This window comes from Psychrobacillus sp. FSL K6-4615 (genome assembly GCF_038008225.1).
GTDB lineage: Bacteria > Bacillota > Bacilli > Bacillales_A > Planococcaceae > Psychrobacillus > Psychrobacillus psychrotolerans.
The window spans coordinates 783,988-807,074 of sequence record NZ_JBBOYQ010000001.1 but is presented as its reverse complement, the minus strand read 5'-3'; the positions used below and the strand labels follow the sequence as shown (position 1 = coordinate 807,074).

17 protein-coding genes are annotated in these 23,087 nt (G+C 36.9%); all 17 read right to left on the bottom strand.

The genetic code is table 11. From position 1 onward, the window contains the following. Nucleotides 1–227: 227 nt before the first annotated feature. Complete coding sequence (locus MKX53_RS03820) at nt 228–4,397, bottom strand: S8 family serine peptidase (RefSeq protein ID WP_340909241.1); 4,170 nt, start codon at nt 4,395–4,397, stop codon at nt 228–230. 315 nt (nt 4,398–4,712) lie between these two features. Beyond that, on the bottom strand, nt 4,713–5,579 hold the full coding sequence (locus tag MKX53_RS03815; protein ID WP_340909240.1) for an STAS domain-containing protein: 867 nt from the start codon (nt 5,577–5,579) through the stop codon (nt 4,713–4,715). A 97-nt stretch (nt 5,580–5,676) separates the two neighbouring features. Then, nucleotides 5,677–6,546, bottom strand: a complete 870-nt coding sequence (locus tag MKX53_RS03810) for a Gfo/Idh/MocA family oxidoreductase (protein WP_340909238.1) — start codon at nt 6,544–6,546, stop codon at nt 5,677–5,679. An 89-nt stretch (nt 6,547–6,635) separates the two neighbouring features. Further along, on the bottom strand, nt 6,636–7,691 hold the full coding sequence (locus MKX53_RS03805) for a dihydrodipicolinate synthase family protein (protein ID WP_340909237.1): 1,056 nt from the start codon (nt 7,689–7,691) through the stop codon (nt 6,636–6,638). Beyond that, on the bottom strand, nt 7,692–8,708 hold the full coding sequence (locus tag MKX53_RS03800; RefSeq protein WP_340909236.1) for an NAD-dependent epimerase/dehydratase family protein: 1,017 nt from the start codon (nt 8,706–8,708) through the stop codon (nt 7,692–7,694). A 92-nt stretch (nt 8,709–8,800) separates the two neighbouring features. Next, on the bottom strand, nt 8,801–10,414 hold the full coding sequence (locus MKX53_RS03795; protein ID WP_340909234.1) for an extracellular solute-binding protein: 1,614 nt from the start codon (nt 10,412–10,414) through the stop codon (nt 8,801–8,803). 65 nt (nt 10,415–10,479) lie between these two features. Next, nucleotides 10,480–11,355: a carbohydrate ABC transporter permease gene (locus MKX53_RS03790; RefSeq protein WP_340909232.1), complete on the bottom strand. Its 876-nt coding sequence runs from the start codon at nt 11,353–11,355 to the stop codon at nt 10,480–10,482. A gap of 33 nt (nt 11,356–11,388) precedes the next feature. Continuing rightward, nucleotides 11,389–12,285, bottom strand: a complete 897-nt coding sequence (locus MKX53_RS03785; protein WP_340909230.1) for an ABC transporter permease — start codon at nt 12,283–12,285, stop codon at nt 11,389–11,391. A gap of 191 nt (nt 12,286–12,476) precedes the next feature. Beyond that, nucleotides 12,477–13,124, bottom strand: coding sequence for a YesL family protein (locus MKX53_RS03780; protein ID WP_340909227.1), 648 nt, complete (start codon nt 13,122–13,124; stop codon nt 12,477–12,479). A gap of 57 nt (nt 13,125–13,181) precedes the next feature. Beyond that, nucleotides 13,182–14,612 (bottom strand): extracellular solute-binding protein, encoded by a 1,431-nt coding sequence (locus tag MKX53_RS03775; RefSeq protein ID WP_340909224.1) that lies wholly within the window; start codon nt 14,610–14,612, stop codon nt 13,182–13,184. An 80-nt stretch (nt 14,613–14,692) separates the two neighbouring features. Continuing rightward, on the bottom strand, nt 14,693–15,763 hold the full coding sequence (locus tag MKX53_RS03770) for an alpha/beta hydrolase family protein (RefSeq protein ID WP_340909222.1): 1,071 nt from the start codon (nt 15,761–15,763) through the stop codon (nt 14,693–14,695). Nucleotides 15,764–15,770: 7 nt separating this feature from the next. Then, complete coding sequence (locus tag MKX53_RS03765; RefSeq protein ID WP_340909220.1) at nt 15,771–17,588, bottom strand: hypothetical protein; 1,818 nt, start codon at nt 17,586–17,588, stop codon at nt 15,771–15,773. A 23-nt stretch (nt 17,589–17,611) separates the two neighbouring features. Then, nucleotides 17,612–18,847, bottom strand: coding sequence for a DegT/DnrJ/EryC1/StrS family aminotransferase (locus tag MKX53_RS03760; protein WP_340909218.1), 1,236 nt, complete (start codon nt 18,845–18,847; stop codon nt 17,612–17,614). A gap of 21 nt (nt 18,848–18,868) precedes the next feature. Beyond that, nucleotides 18,869–20,533 carry a hypothetical protein gene (locus MKX53_RS03755; RefSeq protein ID WP_340909216.1) on the bottom strand — a complete coding sequence of 555 codons (1,665 nt, stop codon included), beginning with the start codon at nt 20,531–20,533 and terminating at the stop codon, nt 18,869–18,871. Nucleotides 20,534–20,832: 299 nt separating this feature from the next. After that, nucleotides 20,833–20,988 (bottom strand): hypothetical protein, encoded by a 156-nt coding sequence (locus MKX53_RS03750; protein WP_340909213.1) that lies wholly within the window; start codon nt 20,986–20,988, stop codon nt 20,833–20,835. Between the two features lie 309 nt (nt 20,989–21,297). Then, nucleotides 21,298–22,233, bottom strand: a complete 936-nt coding sequence (locus MKX53_RS03745; protein ID WP_340909210.1) for a transketolase family protein — start codon at nt 22,231–22,233, stop codon at nt 21,298–21,300. Between the two features lie 4 nt (nt 22,234–22,237). After that, complete coding sequence (locus MKX53_RS03740) at nt 22,238–23,074, bottom strand: transketolase (RefSeq protein WP_340909208.1); 837 nt, start codon at nt 23,072–23,074, stop codon at nt 22,238–22,240. Nucleotides 23,075–23,087 lie beyond the last annotated feature (13 nt).

The window sequence follows — 23,087 nt, the reverse complement described above, 5'->3', positions numbered from 1 at the left end:
CTGTCTAAAGGAAAAATGAATACTATTGCCTTAATCATCCCTGATATTCCCTGTGCATCAAACTATTCTGGTAATTAACTTTTACTTCTCTTCAAAGTGGTATAAATGCTTCTTTAAAAACAGAAGTTAGTCCTAAATACAGTAATTTATGAATTGTTTGCTACACAGGGACAAAAAAATGCCCTACTCAACATTTCTACCGAGTAGGGCTGCTTCTTTTTTGTATTTTACTTATTATTACCCTTTCCCGGGTTTACTACAGTCACATCGAATGTTAGCGTATGCTTACCATATGTTACGGTAACTGTTGTTTCTCCAGGGCCTTTACCTTTTACCACGCCAGCATTTACGGACGCCACGTTATTTTTGGTAACTTTGTATGACGCAAGGTTCGTTACGTCTTTTTCTGTTGTCTTACCATCTACAGTTGTTACTTCTGTAATTTTCACTTTTACTTCCTTACCAGGTTTTGTCTCCACCTGAGCTTGGTCAATAGTTAGAGTTACTACTGGTTCTACAATGACTGGTTCTGTAACAGTGACATTTACAGTCAGTTCATTTTTATCGTATTTAACGGTAATTTGTGTACTTCCTGCATCTTTCGCTTTCACTAAGCCATTTTTTATGGAAGCCACTTTGCTGTTCGCTACTTTATACGAAGCAGATCTTGTTACGTCTTTTTCTGTTACTTTTCCATCTGCCCCAGTTGTTACTTCTTTAATTGTCAGTTGAGCTTCGTTTCCTGACTCCAAATCAATTTGTGTAGAGTTTGCAGTTAGTGTCACTACCGGTTCTGTAACAGTGACATTTACTGTTAGTTCATTTTTCCCAGATTTAATGATAATTTGTGTACTTCCTGCATCTTTCGCTTTTACTAGCCCATTTTTTACGGAAGCCACTTTGCTGTTCTGTACTTTATACGAAGCAGATTTTGTGACATCTTTTTGTTTTATTTTACCATCAGCTGTCGTTGTTACTTCTGTAATTTTCAGTTGCTCTTCGTTTCCTTGCACCAAGTCAATTTGTGTCTTATCAGCCGTTAGAGTTACACCTGGTATAACTACTTTAGCTTTTACGGTTACATTCAAAGTTACTTCATTTTCACCATAAGAAACAGTAATTGTTGTCGTACCTTCAGCCACTGCAGTTACTACTCCATTTTTAACTGTAGCGATACTTTCGTCTGCTACGACATAAGTTGCTTCTGTTGTTACATCTTTATCAGTTTCATCACCTTCTACAGGTGTAGATGTTTCTGTCACAGTTAGTTGAGATGTTTCTCCAGCTGTTAAGTCTAGCGTAGCTGGGTTAACAGAAAGAGTTATTACTGGTTCTACTACTTCTTTTTCATAAATTAATGCTTCGCCCACATTTCCTGCAGCATCCTTAACGATTACTTTTACTGAATCTGTTTCAGCTGTTACTGGGAATGTAAAGCTACCGTCTTGGTTCAAGTTAAACGCTACTGGTGCAGTTGCTTCACCATTGACAGTAGAAACATAGGAAGCTTTTAATTTCTCATTTAAATTATAGTCTAATCCATACAAATATAGTTCTTCATTATAATCGATATATTTGTCTGTTACTTGACCAGTTGCAACGCCTTCAGTTACTGTTCCAGCAACTTCTGGTTTTGTTGTTTTCACGATAACTGGTCCAACATAATCTTGCACAACTCCAGAAGCTATAACACCAGTGAAGTCTATAGTGTATAAGCCATCAGGAATAGTAGTTGCTGGATCTGTGCCCCACGGTTTATATTGTCCTGCAATATTCAGGTTATAAGATCCTTTTGCTAGTGCGGAACCTGAATGTAAGTAACCAATATAGCCATCCCCGTATTCCCCACCTTCAGGATTCATAATATCCCAAAGTTCGATATAGTTTGTTGTTACGTCACCAGTTAATGTAAACGAAAGAACTGCGGAATCCTGAACTCCGTCACCATTAAAGGATAAATCTGTTGTTGAAATTTTGTAATCTTTTAATTGTGTTGCCTCTGCTCCACCAAAGTCAGCCGCAAATGGCAAGGAAACTTCTGAATTACCACCGTTAATATGGATATATCCTAGTATTTCAGAACCATTTGGTGCAGTTGCTTTAGAAGCTGTCAATGTAACTTTTAACACTTGCTCTCCAGCAAGATTGAATGTCGGTTTGTCTATCGTCACTTTTGCGTCACCAAATGACTTGGTTACATCTACTGAGACGTTATAGTTTCCACCTTTACCAGCAATATCTTTCACTAAAATCTCTTTTGTGACGGAAATATTACCATCTTTCAATGATTGAGGACCGAAAGTAACTGTTCCTTTCACGTTATCCACAATAGCTCCATTGCTATCTAATACAGCCGTATCTAATGCATACGCAAGAATTTCTGGATGTGCCGCTGCATACGCATTTACACGACCTGCACCTTGAGCAAATACATCATACTTATTTGTATCCAATATTTTAGCCGTATTGGAAAGCGCTACTTTTACATCAAAAGCATTCCAATCAGGATTTGCTTGTTTTACAAGCGCAGCAATACCTGCGATATGCGGTGTTGCCATAGAAGTTCCTGTTTTACGATCATACGCTTCGTCGTAAACAGCTTCAGGGAAATCTTTTTTGTACATTGGAATAGTAGACATAATATTTGTTCCAGGTGCGCTTACATCTGGTTTAATATCAAAGTTTGGTGTAGATGGTCCACGTGAACTAGAATCGTTTACATCGTCACCAAGTGTTTTTGTGGATGCAAACTGACCAAAGCTTACTTTACCTGTTCCTTTTGCTAATTCCGCACGGATTGCCATTCCATCCGTATAGGACATATCAAATGTCGGAATGAAGGCAAATGAATCTCCAAGGAATGTACCTGATGCATTTGGCGCACCTGATCCTGTCGCTGAGTTATGAATAATTGTAGCAACTGCTCCTTGCGCTCTTGCATTTTCAATTTTATCGACAAATGCGATAGAACCACGAGCAATCAAAGCTACTTTCCCTTTTACATCAATTCCTTCAAAATCTTTTACTTCCCCTAGCCCAGGTACTTCAACTAGGTCAAACTCACCTTGTAGTTGTGTTGCTAAATTTTGCCCAAATGTTGTGCCCATTAATTGTAGTTGTTTCGTTAAGTTATAATCTCCAACCGTAAGATTTACTTGTCCGTTATACATTGTTTCAGGATTCGTTGTGTTACCCACTGCAATCCCTAAACGTGCAGTAGCCGGAGTTCCCATTGTTCCACGATTTGGACCAGAGTTACCAGTTGCAATTACTCCAATAGTTCCAGCAATCATGGCGTTATTAATCGCAAATGAACCTGCATCCGTTTCAGAGTTAGCTCCACCACCAAGTGATAGATTAATAACATCCATCTCTTCTATTACAGCTGTTTCAATTGCTTTAACTATTCCTGAAGTCGCTCCGCTTCCATACGCTCCAAGTACACGATAAGCATATAAATCAACTTTAGGTGCAATCCCTTTAATGCCGAATTCGTTTGCGCCAATTGCTGCAATCGTTCCCGCTACATGTGTACCATGTGATGTATAAAATGAACTTCCCGTTGTATTAAATTCAGGTGTTCCCGCTGGGCGTTCCGAAGGTAATGTCTCGGAAGCATCATCATCTGCACGATTTTTCGCATAAGTAGATGAGTTTGGAATGAAGTTCTTCCCGCCTTTATAAATACCAGCAAACTCAGGATGATCCGCATCAATACCTGTATCAAGTACCGCTACTTTAACCCCTTGTCCTTCAATTCCTTCATCCCATAGCTGTTCAATACCTAGGAAGGAAACACTTGTATTCATTTGTGCTTCTAATGTTTCATCTTTTATAAGTTTGGAAGATTTAGTTGTATTTTCTTCTGATGCATAAACAGTAGCATCTGGTTCGATTAACGTAATTCCTTCTACAGTTAATAATTTCGGAATGTCACTTGCTTTAACTGTTGCTGCAAATCCGTTCAATACTGTATCAAACGTATATCCTTGCTTTATTTGAACCTGTTTAACAGTTAGTTCTTTTTTCACTTTTGCTTGTTGAGCTTTTACATTTGCACGGACCTGATTTGCGCGCGCATTTGAGAATTTGTTGCCTTTCACTTGGCTAATTCCTTGTTCTAGTGCTACAGGCTTTTCGGATAAATGAATAATTACTGCAACATCTTGATTGCCTGACACATTTTGTAAACTTTCATGAAGGGTTGGGCCATCTTTAGATAAGCTCAATTGTTCCGCTATAGCAGCCTTCAGTTGAATAGTACTTTCACTTTGACCATTCTGCTTGAATGGTTTAACTTCTTCAGCACTAGCATTAGAGAATGGAACCAATAGAGATAAAACCATAATCACAGCTAGCATACTACTAAAGAACTTCGTAAACTTAAACTTCTTCAAATCTCATTTCCCCTTTAACTTGAGTTTTCACACTTCCAATTAAGTGTGACAATACCAATTTATCACAATTAAACTAGTACGAATACCGAAATTTCTAATTATTCAAAAGATTGTAAAATAGTATTAGTTTACTAAATATAGTGCATATCTTTTGAACCTAATTCAAAATTATATATTAGTATTTTATACTAATAAAAGTGGTTTAAATTAAGAAATATATTAATACTTAAATCCTTTTAATTCAGAGTTATTTGCTACATCGGGACATAAAAAAACACTTACAGACCTCTACTGTAAGTGTTTTCTTAAAAACTACTATTTTTTACTAGTTCCACTTGTAGTATAAACTCCAGTCCTTAACAAGGCTTGCTTTAATGAACTAAAAGTAGAAATATTACCAAAATTCACGCCTAGTTGAATCGAAGTCTGCGCCACTTCAGGTCGAATACCAGATAAGACAGTCTTAATGCCAAGCAATTGAAGTACATCTATTAAACGGAATAATTCATTTGCTACCATTGTATCCATAAACGTGACAGATGAAATATCTATGAAAAGTTTGTCTATATTCATTTCCACACATGTATTAGGGACACTTTCCAATAATAACTTGCTCCTAAATGTATCGATATCCCCTACAATAGGTAAAACTCCGACACTCTCTAAAATTGGTATGACTGGTACACTAAGTTCATTTATCAACGCTTGTTGTGCATTCAATCTATTGTTAGATAGATAGTAATACCTTTCCGAAAAACTGTGAATAAGTTGATCGAATGCGGTATTAAACAAGCGACTCCACTTCAACACAACGGTATTGAGCAAATCATCATGATGCGCAAATGCAAAGTTCTCCACAAATAGCCATATTGTTTCACGCGTTTTATTTAGAGCCTTTATGACGTCATGGATCGGTATATTATGTTCAATTCTACTTTGGGCTACTGTTTCAGCCCATATTAAAAGTTGCTCCTGAAAGCCATGTTCTTCCTCCAAAAAAGCATAAGCTACGGTACTAATAGTTAATGCATGCTGTTCTTTTAAAACTTTGTCTATTTCGGGATTCAAATTATTAGAATAAAAAGGGCTGTCAAAATCACATTTTGCGGTAAACCATTTGATTGTAATATTACTTGAATTTGCAAGAATGTATTCATAAAGTTCGCGATCAATCGATGCCATTTTATCTACCTACTTTCTACATTACCACCATCTACCATTTAGTATAAACGTTAAGAGTGTAATGGACTATACCTAAAGTAAGTATATTTAAAAACATTCAGAATTGTTCGCTAAACAGGGACGAAATCTCCTCGAGTAACGCTACAATCTCCTTCGTCTCCTCAATAGGTACCGGGGATACCCCAGTTTCAAAAAATTGTATGACTTGTTCGATTAGCCCTGCGTAATACGGTTTCTCCTCTTCCCATAAACGTAAGGAATGAACAATTTCTTTGGTATGCAGAGTTGCTCCAAATCGATTATGCCACTCGTTTTCTCCTCGAATGATGGCGTGTTTTCCGTTAGAAAATGTCATGTGAATTTGTTCGCAATCCTTATATGTCTCTACTTTCATTTTTTCAACTTCGGTACCAAATATAGTGACAACCATTTCAACTAAGTGAATCCCATACCAAAAGTATCCTGGCATTTGTTCTTGACGAGGGGTCGGTCCAAAAAAATAGCCACTCTGTATATCTGCACTTTTTGCTTGTACAACTGATTCTGAAAATCTCAAAGAGGAGGAACTCATAACAGGGGTATTATAGATTTTACTAAGATTGATTAATTCTTTCATTTCCCCACTGTTCATAACAACTGGTTTATCGATGAATACTGGTTTACTATAACTAACCACTTTTTTAAACCATTCTAAATGATTTCTACCATCTACCGTTCCGATAATTACTGCATCAACGACCGTCATAAACTCTTCTATATTTTCGACAGGAATAACTCCATATTTATTGGTGATAATTCTATTGTAATTAGGAAACCGTTCCCGACTGATGCGTAAGTCTTCGGAGTAAGTTGGAATAACATGTGTTATTTGAGCACCTTTTACATGATGATCGTCCTCCGAATCATTTAACAATCGCGTGAAAATCTCACTATGGGATGTATCCAAACCTATTAAACCTATTTTCATAGACTATCCTCCGCATTTATTAGTAAAGTTAAAACCTTCCTTCTTTAAAACGAAAAGACACATGTATGTTAATGTGTCTTTCCTATTAATTACTCTGTGTCTTTACTAAGAAAATTCTGTACAAAAACATCATCATTTAACTGTGTATACGATGCATAAACTCGGTCGATTTCTTTTGCTTGACCTGGACTTAAAACTTCATGGTCAGTTAGACACCAATTCCCTTGCAGTAGACCTTGTCTGCTCAGCACATCATTGATCCCAGCAATACTCCCTTTGAAACTATTTTTAGAATCAAAGAATGCTGAATTCGCATCTGTGACATTTTGTGCAATAGAAAACCAGTGCTTATCTATTTGACTATGAAGCCTAGCTTCTTTTACTTTCTCAAAAAGCTTCACGGCTTCATGAGTCCAGACCGACCAATGACCTAGGAGACCACCAACTATGCTTTTGCTTTCCTTCCTACCATCTACTTCAAATTCGTACATTGTCAATAAATCCAAAATAATATTATCGTCATTTCCAGTGTAAAGTGCAATTTCATCTCTTCTAGGAGAAGCACACACTGCTCTAATTACATCCAATGTTAAATACCTATCAAAAGGCGCCATTTTAATAGCTGCTACGTTTTTAATACCTGCAAATTCCTCCCAGAACTTATAACTGAAGATTCTTCCTCCAACAGCTGGTTGCAAGTAAAAACCAAACACGGGCAACTCATTTGCAACAACTTTCGTTCGATCAATAAGTTCCTTTTCCGAATAATCTTGTAACCCACCGTTGCTTAAAAGTACCATATCGTAGCCTAATGCTTTAGCTATTTTCGTCTCTTTTAAAGCCTGCTCCGTATTACCACAAACACCTGCGATTTTCAGGAAGGGACGCTGTAACTGAGCTTTTTCGACTTCCTCCATCGCCAACCGTAAAACAATTTCGTACAAATTAAACTGTGAATCTCTAATTTCAAATTGAGTTGTATGAACGCCTACTGCAATTCCACCTACACCAGCCTCCATATAATATCTAGTCAATCTTCTTTGGGCATATTCATCTAATTGTTTCTCCCTGGTCAAGGCTAAAGGATGAGCTGGGATAAAGGCTCCATCTTGTAAATGCTTTTGTAGTTCTGGTGTTAAAGACATTTAGAATTGCCCCTTCCGTTCCTGAAAGTGCGTCGGTTTATTGATCGTTTCTCCATCGTTGGCTACCCACGTTGCTGTCCACTCAATCATCTCTCTTATGGAGACACGCGGATATCCAAATTCCTTATGTGCTTTACTGGCATTATTTAATAATGCATTTTCTTGTTCTACTCCTTCAAAAACCGGATTTTTTCCCAGCAACCTTCCAAATTCATTTGCAAGCCATCGAACTGATAATGTTTCTGGTCCTGTTACATTGAGAATTGTAGGAGGAGAGCTAGCTCTTAACAATGATCTAATTGCATATTCATTTGCATCACCTTGCCAAATAACATTTACATGACCCATCGATAAGTCCAAAGGAATTCCGTTATATACAGAACGAGCTATTTCTAGTAATACGCCATATCTCATATCAATTGCATAATTTAATCTAAATACAGTTAGTGGCGTATTATCTTTATGAGAGAAGTAAGTAAACACTCTTTCTCTACCAAGAGAGGATTGACCATACTCTCCAACTGGAGCAACCTCATGCAGCTCATCACAGCCACCTTGTGAAAGTGGTACCATTGGATAAACATTTCCAGTAGAGAAAGCCACAATATTTGCTCCTTTAAAGTGCTCTGCCACTCTACCAGGCAAATAGGTATTCATTGCCCAAGTAAAGTGTTCATTGCCAGTTGTCCCGAATTTATTGCCTGCCATATAAATGACATTTTTCTCTTTCTGAAGAAGTTTCAATTGCTCATCGTTTAATAAATCTGTGGAAATTGTTTCAATTCCGGCTTTTTCTAAATCTTCTTTTAAGGTGCCATTGGAAAATCGAGATACACCAATCACTTTTTTGTCTACTCCAGCTTTATCAATCGCTCTTTTAGCCATAATAGCTAATGTCGGTCCCATTTTGCCTCCAATACCTAATATCAAAATATTCCCGTCTATTTTACGCATATCCTCTACCAGTGCATCCGATGGCTCGGTCATTAAGTTTTCTAGTTCTTCGACTGTTTTCAACTGAAACCCTCCAACTTCATTTTTTATCTCCTTCAGATGGAAAAATATTTTAAAAATAGCCTATTCGCATAAGCGAACAGGCTATATTTTTGTTACTTCCATTCTCTTGCTGTATAACCTTTTGACTTAATTCCTTCGTTTGTCTCTTTAATGATTGCTTCGCCGCCTTTTGCTAAATATTCTTTAACAAGTGCGTCCCAGTCTGATAATGGTCTTTGGCCAGCAATCATTTTCGATTGTTCATTGATTAAGAATTGAAATAGATCCGTTCCCTTTTCTTGGTTTGTTGGGGATTGTACTCCATGAGAAGGATCCACATATAAATCGGTCGTTTCAAACATTTCTTGTAATGAAGCGGTCATCTCTTTCAATTCTGGTAATGTATAGCTATCTGCATAGGTAATTTTCGCATCTTCAGGCACCTGTTCTCTGTTATCTAGGAAATAAGTTGACGGAGAAAGTCCTTCAGAAGAGAATGTTGGAACTTGAACAGGTAATCCATTTTCCATATTATAACCTGTTCCTTCTTTACCTAAATAGAAATCAAAGTCCGCATTTTGTGGTTTTTTTTCCTCAGCTGGGAAATATGTTTTCCCAAAGTCTACTAACTCTAATGCACGGTATATTTTACCCTCATCTTTAGCAAGATTAGCATTTAAAGCAAGGATACCTGAGTTACCGGAACCCATTGTAAATCCTTTCGATTTGTCAGGTGCTTCAAATGGTGGAATTGCTACAAGCTTTGCATCTGGATTAATAGATAATAATCCATCAAAGTATTCCTGTGACATTCCTGAAACACCAGCAACGAAAATTCCTGCTTTACCAGAGTAAAACTCATTATTAGTACTAGCCCAATCAAGAACTGCAAAGTCTTTTGTCATTGCGCCTTCTTTATACAAATTCGCAAAAAATTGAACTAAATCTTTTCTTCCATCCGAAATGATACCAGGGATATAATCACCATCTTCATTTTGGTGGTACCAAGAATTGAAGTCCCAGTAAGTTCCCATATTAAAACTCGGATTAATATTTTCTCCAATAGCTACCCCATACGTATCGTTCTTACCATTCCCATCTGGATCTTCTTTTGTAAATGCGATGGCAATTTTCTCTAACTCTTCATAATTTGTTGGAACTTCCATTCCTAATTTATCGAGCCAATCCTTGCGAATAATCGGCGTTACAGGATATGGATTAGAATAACGTGGAATGCCGTAAACCTTTCCATCTACTTTAAAAGAATTATAAATATAGTCTGGAATGTTTCCTAACGTTGCATAATGTGATAAATAGTCATCTAAAGGTAGAAATGCTCCATCTTCTGCCCACTGATAAAAACGGGTATCGCCAGCTTGAAATCCAATTAAATCTGGCATAGCACCTGATGCTACAATGGCTGATGATTTTTCGACATAATCACCTTGGGGGATAATCTCTGGTTTATAATCTACGTTAAATCGCTCATTTATCATATCTAAACCAGGACTTTTTAACGGAGGTGGATCACCAAAACGGAATGTCATCCCCGTAATTGTATATTTCTCTGAATGATCAAATGGATCAATATGTTCAACTGTTGCTTTTTTTCCTGCTGTTTCTTCGTCCACAGTGGCTTTTTCATCTGTTTTTTCATCCGTACATGCAGCTAACATAAAACTTAGGAAAAGAAGTAGAAAGCTAATTATTATGTGCTTTTTCTTCACATTAACCCCTCCAATTATCTTATTGTATGGCTTCGTAAAACAGTAGACAGACAAGTTCCTAGTTACTAACCTTTTACAGATCCAAGCATCACTCCTTTTGCAAAATGTTTTTGTAGGAATGGATAAACAATAAGTATTGGCAAGGTTGCCAACAAAATTGCAGCCATTTGAACCGTTTCTGGAGGAGGTAAAGCCTCTAACATTGCTGCATGACCGCCCAGTGCTGCATTTGGTTCATTTACAATAACAATTTGGCGTAAAATAACTTGTATTGGCCACTTCGATGGATCATTCAAGTAGAGCACTCCCGAGAAGTAGCTATTCCAATGACCCACTGCATAAAACAGACCAAACGCTGCCAAAGCAGGCTTAGACAACGGTAAAATCACTTTAGTAAAAATTTGAATATCATTGGCCCCGTCAATAATGGCAGCCTCTGTTAGTTCCTCAGGAATCCCTTTAAAAAATTGAGTCATGATGATTAAGTTAAAAGGACTGATCGCCACTGGTATGATCAATGCCCATAACGAGTTTAATAATCCAGTTTCTTTCACAATTATATAAGTTGGAATCATTCCCGCAGAAAATAAAATTGTAAACAATACCAAGAACAAGATTAATCGTTGCCCAATAATATTTCTTGTTAAAGAATAGGCCATCGTTGATGTGAACACTAGATTAACAAATGTTCCAACTACAGTAATATAGACGGTTACTCCTAAAGAACGGATAAATTGGTCCGACCCTAAAATATACGAATAGGCGTCTGTCACCCATTCCTTAGGCCATAAAAGGAAATCACTATTGAGTACATCACTTACGCTTGAAAATGAAACGGAAAAAATATAAAGGAAGGGAAAGAGCATCGTTACAGCGATTAATAACAAAACGATGTTATTAACGATTTCCATTACCCTTTCCCCACCAGAAGATTTGAACATAATCTACCCCCCTTACCAAAATCTATAAGTCCTTCAATACAAGCCATCTTCACCAAACTTTTTCGCAAGTCTATTGGCAAGTACAACAAGTATTAAACCTATAATTCCTTTAAACAGCCCTACAGCTGTGGCAAAACTAAAGTTAGCCTGTTGGATCCCTTTAAAATATACATACGTATCTAATACATTTCCTGTTTCCATATTGAAAGGATTCAACATTAGAAAGATTTGCTCGAACCCACTATCCATAACATTTCCTAAACGAAGTATTAATAAGATGACAATTGTACTCTTAAGAGCTGGCAAAGTAATATGCCACATTTGTCTCATTCTACTAGCTCCATCTATAACAGCCGCTTCATATAGATGTGGACTTATACCAGATAATGCAGCTAAGAAAAGAATAGTACCCCATCCTGATTCCTTCCAAATAACCTGTAAAATGACTATAGGCTTGAACAAAGTGGGATCTGTTAAAAATGGAATTGGATTGAGATCCAGAAAGTTTACTAAAACTCCGTTAATCAACCCTTCACTTCTAAGAAATATAACAGTTATCCCAACTACGACTACCCAGGATAAGAAATGTGGTAAATACACAATAGATTGGAGAAATCTTTTATAAACTTGATTTCTAATTTCATTCAGCATTAAGGCAAGTACTATAGAGATAGGAAAAGCAAAAAAGATTTGTAGCATAGAAATTTGTAACGTATTCCATATAACTTGAATAACTTCTGCATCTTCAAAGATTAGTTTGAAATATTTTAACCCTACCCACGGACTTTCTGCGAATCCTCGAAACGGGCTATAATCCTTAAATGCTAAAAGTATTCCTGCCATTGGTATATAACGATAAATAAGAAAGTACAGAACTCCGGGGAAGATTAGTAGTAACAAATAGCGATCTCGCCATAATTTATTTTTCAACGAATTCTTTTTTCTTTTAATCGGGATATTACTTGATACTGCTAAAGGTGAATCTAGCGGGTCAATTTTTTCACTTTTAGTTTCAATAACTAATCTCCCCTTTCAAATTCCTGCTTTCTTTTAACTCCATTTTAGTACATGTAATATACATGTATTCTATAATAATTTGATTTGTACATATTAAACACTCATTATTTTTTTTCTTGTTCTTCTATATACTTCTTATTATTTTTCTCTAATGTTTCGAACATTCTATTAGAAATAATCACTAACACTAGACTTATAAGACTGCCTCCGAAAAATGGTATTAACCCTGGAACCTTAGTCATTAAATAATAGGGGAAATAAAACCCTAAGATCATTAATACAGAAAATAATGGATTAGAAAGGACAATGAGTAAACAATTTTTAAAGTATTGCTTTATAGTTAATTGAAATTGAGCGTAAACAGGGAATGCATACAGTAAAGAAACTATATAAATGGCACCAAGTATAAAAAAGAACAAAGAAATAATTAATGCCCAAATAGTTGGAATGCCACGGAAGAACTGTAAATCTACATATATTACTACTCCGAGAACTGCCCAGGAATAGCCATATTTATTGGACTGAAGAAATTCCTTTTTATATTCGTTTTTAAAATGAGCGAATACCTTTATATCTTCCTCCTCTTGGGTCCACTTCCTAATTACAGAGAACATTGCCGCGGTTGAGGGAAAAAAACCTGCAATTCCTATACCAATGATTATCCCTACTAACCAAAGAATATTGAGATATGCAAGCTTTAATGCCCAATCCATATAATGATATAGTGAACCTCTCCAACCAGTTAGTTCCATGTAAATCACCTCTTTAAAAACATATTTCTTTTGAGAATGGATGAACTTCAAATAGGTTTAAACGTTATTTACCGCTTGTTTTGAATTTAGAAGTTCTTCAATTCGTTTACACGTATCCTCTGCCTTTTCCATATTGGCCCAGAAAAATTGCATCTCTCGTTCTACTAGTTCAGTCTCCTCAATGGTGAGATGAAGGTCTTTCATTGTCTTGGAGAATCCCATAGCTTCTTTAAAAGTATTATACTTTTCAGGATGAATGCCTGATTGCAGAAGATGGTTATCCTCGGCAACTTTGCGAAGCATTGGAATCGTACAACCATTTTGCTTGAGTAATGTTTGTGCTTCTGTACTCACCATAAATTGAACAAATGCTTGAGCAGATTCTTTTATTTTGCTATTTGCACTAATCCCTAAAGCTCCTCCTATGATTAATGTTCCTTGAGCATCATTTTGAGGAGGCGGAACAACGTCCCATTCAATTTTATGATCTCTAAATTCATTCATAAAATAGTAAGTAGTCAAAATCATTGCTGCTCCTTCTCGCATGAAAAGATTTTCGGCAAGTTCATTACTCCCATGAGAGAAAATTGGAGAAACTTGATGCTTATACATTAAATCAGCGCAGTAATTCAATGCTTCTATATTTTCTTTACTGTTCATAACGGATTTAGATCTATCGGTTGCCTTGAAACTACCCTTATTCTGCAAAAGAAAAACCGGCCAACGATTCGTAGAGGAGGAAAAACAAAAGCCATATTCGTTAATCATGCCTTCTCTATCCATTTCCTTCGTAGTACGGATTGCTAACTCTAATAAATCATCCCAGTTTTCCATTTTGAAATCCTTTGCAATTCCCGCCTCTTCAAACATTCGTCGATTATAGCAAATCATCACTGGGGAAAATACAAAAGGTGTTACAGGAATTTTCTTGTCATAAGTGAACATTTCAAATACTTGTTTATAACTATCTTTTTCTGGGTCTATAAAATCCGGTAAGTAGGGATCTATAATATCCAATGAATTGGAATCCATTAGTTCCCGAAAATGATAATCAGATAATATAAATACATCTGGTCCGCTCTCATGCTTCAAAGATTGTTTTAGATTATAAACATATTGACTATTAGGTAGTAATTGTAGATTTACTTTCGTGAACGGGTTGAGCATCTCAAATCGTTCAATAATTTTATGAACAACCTCTAACTCATAAGAATGTGAAAACCATCCTAAAGTAATTGTTTGTTTTTGCGTATCATTTGGAATAGTTACCCGGTTTCCTTTTCCAGGTATCTTCTCGATAAGTCCTTCATCTACTAACTCTGCCAATACTTTTCTAATAGATACTCTACTTAAGTCATATACTTTGCTTAATGTATTTTCAGGGAGAATGAATTCTCCAGGCTTTAACTTTCCCGAAATAATTTCATTTTTTAATTCATGTATGAATTTGTTATATCGATCTTCAAATGCACTTTTCCGTTTTAGCAATTGTCTCAACTCCCTACTATAATGATTAGTTTATATTTATTTAGGATAGCATATTTGCTTTGAAAACTTGAACGACTACTCTAACTGAGCCATTGATCTAGAAAGCTATAGGCAAGTTGACGAATCTCAGATGGAAAGTCATGCCCGGAGTTTCCTATTAATGATGTAAAGCGTTCTCCTGTTTCCATCCATTCGTATAAGGCATTAAGCTCCACCAACCCTTTGGCTGCAGATTCCCAATGTGGAAATATGTGATCATTTTGCCCCATCCATATGAAGAACGGAGTCGGAGCAACTAGAGCAGCTATTTCAGTGAACTCAAATGGTACAATTCCTTCATTTATATAATCACTAATCTTTGGAATATGGCTGAACCACTCTCTTTTGCCCCACCGATGCTGTTCTGGATCTTGTGCAAACAAAGAGAATCCACAGCTACAAACAACTGCTTTAATCCTTCTGTCAACTCCAGCTAGAAAGAAGCTATTATACCCACCTAACGAATGCCCAATAGCTCCAATATTGGTGTTGTCTACTATACTAAGTTCTTCCAGTAAGCTAATACCTTGTTGATGATCAATAATCATCTTAGCAACCGCGGACCACTCTGGGTGTTTCTTATCAAATGTCGCTGTTTGAAAAGGCTTGTCGTTTGGTAAAATACGTTCTCCTGCAGTTATCGTATCTGGAGCTAAGACTACATATCCTCTTTTTACAAGCTCTAATCCATACTGTCTATTCTTTCTTCCCGTTGTTGTACATATATCTTCTTTTCCATTATCGCTCGTCGGATGGAGAGCCAGCACAGCCGGAAACCGCTTGCTATTCGTGCAGTTAAGTAAATGAAGTACATCATTTTGGGATGCTAAATTTTCTACTTGTTGTAGTTTCGGAACTAAAAGATTGGCTGGTACCCAGTCTTCAAAAACTGTAGCGTAGCAAATGTTGATCAGGTAATAATCGGTAAAGATCTCCCATGAGTTAATCTTCATCTCTGGTTTAACTAAAGGAGGAAGACCACCAATACAATTTAACCAATCCTGGTGTATCTTTGATCTTTTTTCATGCCAGTCGTCTATATTCCCTATATTCTGTAATAACGGTTGGGCCCCGTCTTTTTCAATCGCCTTTATTGTATAGATGGTCTTCATCCCCCCTCTAATTTTCGCTAGTTTGAATACTACATAAATGACTTCCACTACCATAGTAGATTTGATCGTTTTTGAGTACAAGGCCACTACTTGCACTCATTGGTAGAGCATGAACAACTTGGGGTTCTACACACTTTTTCTCTTGGATCTCTATACGAAGCAATGTCTCACTTAGAAGACAAAAGAGCTTATTAGTCGTTACATCATAAGCAAAACCATTTCGTACAATTTGCCCCCAGTTAGATAAATCTGTTTGAAAAAGTATTTGTTTGGTAGATGGATCACATACAAAATAGATACTTTGATCTGTTAGACAATGAGCACGATTGAATTGGTCCACAAAAATTTGAGCAATTTCACGAGCACCTCTAATTGGAACAAAACTATTTTTTACCTTTTGAGTCTTCCAGTCTAATACATATAAACGTGCTTCTCTTTCTCGTGACTCTGCTCCCCCCGGTGTCTCAATACTCGTTCCACCCAGAATATCTCCAGAGCTTAATTGTCCGAGACTAATCGTACTTTGGTTCTCTACTAATTGCTCATGTGTCAGCAGCAGATTTACTTCCGTTTTCATATGATAGATACCTAATGATCCCCCGACCATTCCATATCCAGGAAATCCTCCCCAAACAATATGTTCTTGGTCCTTTAGAGTAATTGCGCAGCGAGGTCGATGGATACTCTCTTCTTGTAATACCAACTTCGGATTTTGACTCTTTTTGAACTTCTTCGCCGTATCAAATTCATATAGCTTTCCACCTGCGTATGCGACTCCAATAAGTAAATTCCCACTAGAAGCATATGCTGGAATATTCCCGCCTCCTCCTTTTTCAATAACCTCTCCACCAAAATTAGTCATTGTGTTCGTGGAACTATCATACTGGAAAAATTGTAGTGGATGCATGGAAGTACCGTATATATTGTTATCTGAGCCAAGGTAAATGGTTGATAACTTTGCTCCATCGGAAGTATAGCTAAACTGAATTTTTTTAGTTTGTGTTGTTTCTCTATGGATAAGTTCAATTAAACCTTCTGAAAGGGTGTATTTCTCTACCTGATAGTTTCCTTCTTTATATCGATGAATTCGTTGAAATGCAGTACCTGCATATAAAGAAAGAGGTAGTTTTTCTATAGCGACAGTTTCGAAGTCACCATTAGAGAACTTCATCCTCTCAGGAGAACTGGTATCTCCTATATGTCCGTATACAGATCCATCTTCTCCTAGATAGACATATCCAGTTCCTTTTTTCCTTTGTGATCCTTCAATAAGGCCTTTTTTCAAACCTTTTTCTATATGATAGGCAACAATATTTTTATTTTCTGTTCCAATGCCTAAATATGCCCATCCTGTCTGATCAATCGCAACAGTTCCTGGATACTTTTCGGTCAGGTCCATACTACCAAAATCTATAATCTCTTTAGAATGAGGCTCAAACTTTAGTAAATGACAGTGGGGATACGAAGTGAAATAAATATTACCTGCTAAATCCTCCGCAAAGCTAAAGCCTACAATTTCTTCCCCATTTTCAATCGCACTATAATGAATAAATTGTTCCCTAAAAGGGTCCAATACCATTAACATATTTGCTGCACCAGTATAAAATAATCCATTGCTACTAAAGGAGGCATAAGGATATTCGTCATTGTCTTCCGGAAAGAATACTTGTTTTACATCATCGGTTTCCAAATTGACAATAATAACAAACCCTTTCGCAGCAATAACAAATCTATAGTCACCTTCTGAATTCATGCATATAGCAGCTGTTCTTTCTTCCTCTGCTGAAACGGGGATCCCGTAATCTGCAAATAAATTATCGCGCACGGTGACCCTCCTTCCACACTTAGTTACTTAGTATAATAGGAAGCAACTTTACTGATGGCTAAAATCATATCTTCTATATCTTGATCTGTATAGAATTCACTTATATTTAATCGAATGGCCGTTTCTAAAATATTCTCGGCGTTTGGACAGGTTCCTATGGAATAATCATATGAACCTAGATTAAATGGATAATGGCTATTTAAATACGCCTGCTCCTTTTGAAATATAGGCTGTGCATATAACACCTTTGGAATATATCCAGGTTGGTTTGGAATTCCTTCTGCTGCTAAAGCTTCCGAAAATTCCTCTCGTGTACAGGTAAGCTGTTTCAAATTTAAAGTTAGCATATAAAACCAATAACTACACCAACCTTCACCGGTAATTTTCATTGGATTAATACCTTTAATGGTAGCTATTCCTTGCTGTAAGTGTTCCCCTAACTCATTGCGTCTTGTACAAATCCAGTTAAGCTTTTTTAACTGTGCAATTCCAACCGCACCTTGTAACTCTGTCATACGGTAATTCGGCGCTAAGTATTCTAAATCCTTCATCACAGTATCTTCTTGTCTTCGATAATTTTTATCTGCAAATGCATGCGTCGTAAAATAATCTGATTCGTCCCCTGAGTTTACGGTCACCATTCCTCCGTCACCAGTAGAAATATGCTTGAAATCATTTGTACTAAAACATCCGTAATGCCCAATTGTACCAGTAAGTTGCCCTTTGTAAGTCGTTAAATAACTCTGTGCACAATCCTCTATTACTCTAAGATTATACTTTTTGGCGAGTTCCATGATAGGGTCCATATCGCATGGGTTGCCGGCTAAATGCACAACTATTATCGCCTTCGTCTTTGCTGTTATTTTTTCTTCGATAGATTCAGCAGTCATAGTATAGCTATGGGGGTCCAAATCAGCAAAAATTGGTATAGCATTTTGATAGAGAATTCCAACCACCGTTCCTTGGTCAGTAATAGGGCTTGTAATTACTTCATCTCCGACCGATATACCAGCTGCTCCAAGTGCAACATGAAGTGCTGCAGTCCCAGAGGATGTCGCGACACTGTATTTTACATTATAAAGATCGTTAAAATCCTGTAAAAACTGTTTTACTTTATTGCCAAAGTGATAAAATAATGTATTTTGCTCGAGTGCCTCTAGTAATTCCTTTGCCTCCTCTAATCCAAAACGTTTGCCTGTTCCAAAGGGTATCACTTTTCCCTTCGGGCCACCATGTAATGCTAGTATATTATCTCCCATTATTAGTCCCCCATATTAGGATCAGTTCACTTTAACTTGCTTACAACAAATACCGAATCGTTTCACTACCAAACCAGATTCAACATTATCAGCTACAGGAATGAGTAACACAAAATCACTTTCTTCATCTAGGCTAGTTACCTTTATACCAGAACGACTAGTACCATCAATTGTTACAGAACGACGGGCTCGCTCCCAATCATTTATTTGTTTACTAGTCCAGAATGTAAATCCTTGTTCTTTAGCAGTTGTTATTAGTTGAATAATAGCTTCTTTTACTTTTGGTTGGTTGTAAATATGATGTTGATGGAACAGAAAATGTGCCACTCCATTTACGAGCTTTACTCCATTTAAAAATGGTTGAATAACACTCACATCTGATAGTGTGTTGTGATTTAAATCCTGTGTTAAGAAACCAATTTCTAGAACATCATATAATCTATTTTTTTCATCTGCCCAAGCAATCGGAAAATAAGGATGACATGTTCCAAATAAGAACCCAACATTTCCTTTTTTGCTTGGTCCCCTAGATTGATCCACTTGTATCCCATTATTTTCACACCAAACGTATAGCTCGCCCCAACCCTCAAAACGTGTATAGTGGTTTTTGTTCGAAACAATATTGGCCATGCTAGTCGTTTTTTCTAACCACTCTTTTTGAGAGAGGAAAGTTTCTTCGGACCATACCCCGTCTTCCGTTTCTAAAGCATTATAATGGAGGGCGATCTCATGACCATTCTCTTTTATTTGATCGTATATCGACGGGCTATACCCTGGCGCAATCATACACCATGTAGTCTGTATATCTGCAGCCTTCAAAGTATCTAAAGTGATTTGAGCAGATTCATCTACATTTAAATCGCTATCATGGGATATCATTGCCACATGCTCTACACCAGCAGGCCAAAAGTCCAGAAATGGAAGTGTTAGTCCTTTTCCTAATGCTATTTTTATGAGATGCTCCATTATTACTTCTTTCCAAAGGTCAGCATATGGATGTGGGAAATAAGGCATTCCACTTTCGGTAAACGTTCTATCCAAAACCCAATCGAGTTCAAAGCCGTCCTCTGCTTTTAGGATATCCTCATCTAAATTTGCCGAACCGTCCGGAGCGGGTGTCCCATCCTCCACAACAGCTTTCGTTCCTTGCTGTAATCCTACTATTGTTTGAGGAATCGGGATGGACCAACGTTCAATCGATCCTGTTCCATAATGAATTTGTTGTAGTGCAGATGCTCCCTGCCATGTTTTTTCCTCATTACTTACAGAGCCAAATTCCTTCACCTCTAAATTACCTTTTTGTATCCAAGGTTGAGCATCCAGAAAACGTAAAGGGGTAGGTTGGTTTAAAAAAGCAGATAAATCTGCATACCCTTTACTAGATGAAAACATATTAGCAAACCCTAATTTACTTCGAATAGCATCCAATCCGCCATAAGAAACTACCGTTCCACCAGCTTGAACATACGCTAATATTCTTGCGCTTGCCGCTACACTATTACTCGTGTGACCTACGATTAACAGATCAAAGTCATTATACTCATCTATTTCATTTATTTTTTTATAAGGAAGTCTAAAATGATCTAAAATTTCAAACAAAAAATTCTCAAATACATTGCTGCCAATTGCCCAATTATTCTCCGCATTAACTTCATCAAAAATAATACCTATATTCGCAACATTCATTGTTTCCCTCACCTTTCAAAATATAAAAATAAATATGTATCTTTATATACACCACACAATTCTTAAGGGCGTTATTTATAATTAGTTTATTCAATAAAACACCTGTATATGACATGTATTTTTAAGTTAATTATAATACCTTTTTTGGAGAAATCAATGTTTGTTTTGGACTTTTTTTGTCGTTTTTTGGTGGTTCCTTTTTGGTGAATAAATCAACAAAAAAACACCCTTAAACTCGGGAGTATTTAGGGCGATTTACTTAGTTGGTTTATGAAATTAATATTTATCGAAATTATTTGTTACACAGGGTCATTATTTTTTTCAAATAAAATTTTTAATTGAGCTGACATCTCATCGATAAACTCGTTTGCTTTGATTGTTTTGTTTTCGTTTCCTAATATATATCCGTATTCCAATATTTTTTTAAATTCATCATTTAATTTAATTGCTGTCATGTCTTGCTCCTCCTAAGGTCGAAATGGTAATTAGCTACATTTTATATTAAACTCTGGCTAGATTAGTCAATGTTGTTAAAACTTAATAGACTAGTAATATATTGAAACACCTAATTTGCTACAAACCTTTTTGACCAAATATGTTACTTTTCATTAAAGTCGAAATACTGTAGACTCTTTACTACTTTCATATACCCATAATTAGACCTAATTAACCACCATTATACATTATATTGAAATTATTATAACACCCACACTTTAAAACAGATAATTAGAATCACTTAAAAACATCCCTGTGTAAGAAACAATTCAAAATTGTTTCTTACACAGGGACAAGTCAATCAACGACTTCCTAATAGCTTCCACCGAAAGCCCGGTTGCCTCTAATAATTCTTCATCTGTCCCACAACCAAAAAACCTGTCGGGAACTCCAATTCTGTATATCTTCCTTGGTAAGCTTTCTGACAATATTTCCGAAACAATACTTCCAAGACCACCACGTTTATAATGCTCCTCCACCGTTACTACCTGACGAACCTTTTTAGCTCCTTCTAATAACAACTCCTTATCAAATGGCTTTAGGGTCGGGAAATGTTGATGAGCAATCGAAACTTCTTCCATTTGTTTAATAACCTCGGCAACGCGATAAGTAGTGCTCCCTGTAGTTACTACTAACATATCCGAACCTTCCGCCAAAGTTTTACCTTTTCCAATTTCAAAGTCTTCATCAGGTAAAAACGAAGGAATAGTTTCATCCCTAGTAAGCCTTAAATACATAGGTCCCACTGTGCTATGCATAGCTTTCATAGCAGCAACTGTTTCCCTCGCATCGCCTGGAGCTATGATAGTCATATTTGGGATTGTCGTCATGATGGCGATATCATCTAAGGAATGATGTGTCTTACCAGTGTTGCTTGTTAGCAGTCCACTATAGCTGCCAACTAACTTCACATCAAAATTAGTCTGGGCAACACTGACTATAATTTGGTCTAATGCTCTTTTGGTTAAAAAAGTGGCAAAGCTGCACACCCAAGGCTGAAATCCTACCGAAGCTAGACCAGCTGCTACCCCTACCATATTTTGTTCCGCAATCCCCATCTGTAAAAAGGAATCGGCTGTTTCCTTCTCTATAGAATCGAGACGAGTTGAATTTCCAAGATCTCCATCAAGCGCAAGAACTCTAGAATCCTCTTTTGCTAACTTTGCTAATTGCTTTCCAAATTGGTCGCGTACACTTATAGACATGCCGTTAATCCCCCTCTTCCAGTTCAGTTAGCGCCGTAATATACTCCTCATCATTAGGGGCTTTAGAATGCCAAACATAATTATTCTCCATAAAACGAACACCTTTCCCCTTTGTCGTATTAGCAATAATTGCTTTAGGTTGACCATTCCCCCTACCCTTCACCTCGTCCAACACAGCAACTAAATCTTCTATACTATGTCCATCTACTTCCCATGTTTCAAATCCAAAACTGGCAAACTTACTTCTTCCGTTACTCTCTGGATTCATTCTGTCATGGCCATTTTTCCAACCATATTGTTGTAGCCCGTTTTGATCCATAATTACAATGAGGTTATCTAACTTATATTTTTCAGCAATATTTGCCGCTTCCCAAATTTGGCCTTCCTGCGATTCTCCGTCGCCTATCAGGCAATACACACGAAAATCTTTCTTTAACCTTTTCGCACCTATTGCCATACCAACGGCAGCTGATAATCCCTGTCCCAAGGAACCTGTGGACATATCTAACGCATCTAACTTGGTCATATCCGGGTGTGCCTGTAAACGTGACTTGAATTGATCGAAGGTTTTAAGTTCCTCTTCGGAAATGTATCCTCTCAGTGCCAATGTTGCATATAACCCCAATGCCGTGTGCCCCTTTGATAACACAAAGCGGTCTCTATCCTCCCACCTTGGATTAGACGGATCAATAGATAATTGATGAAAAAATAAACTAACTAAAATATCTGCACAAGATAAGGAACCACCAACATGGCCCTGTTTTTTATAATAAGCAGTAGATAATATCCTTTTTCTCAGCACAGTAGCTGTAAATCTTAGTTGTTCAATCGACTCTATCAATAAAATACCTCTC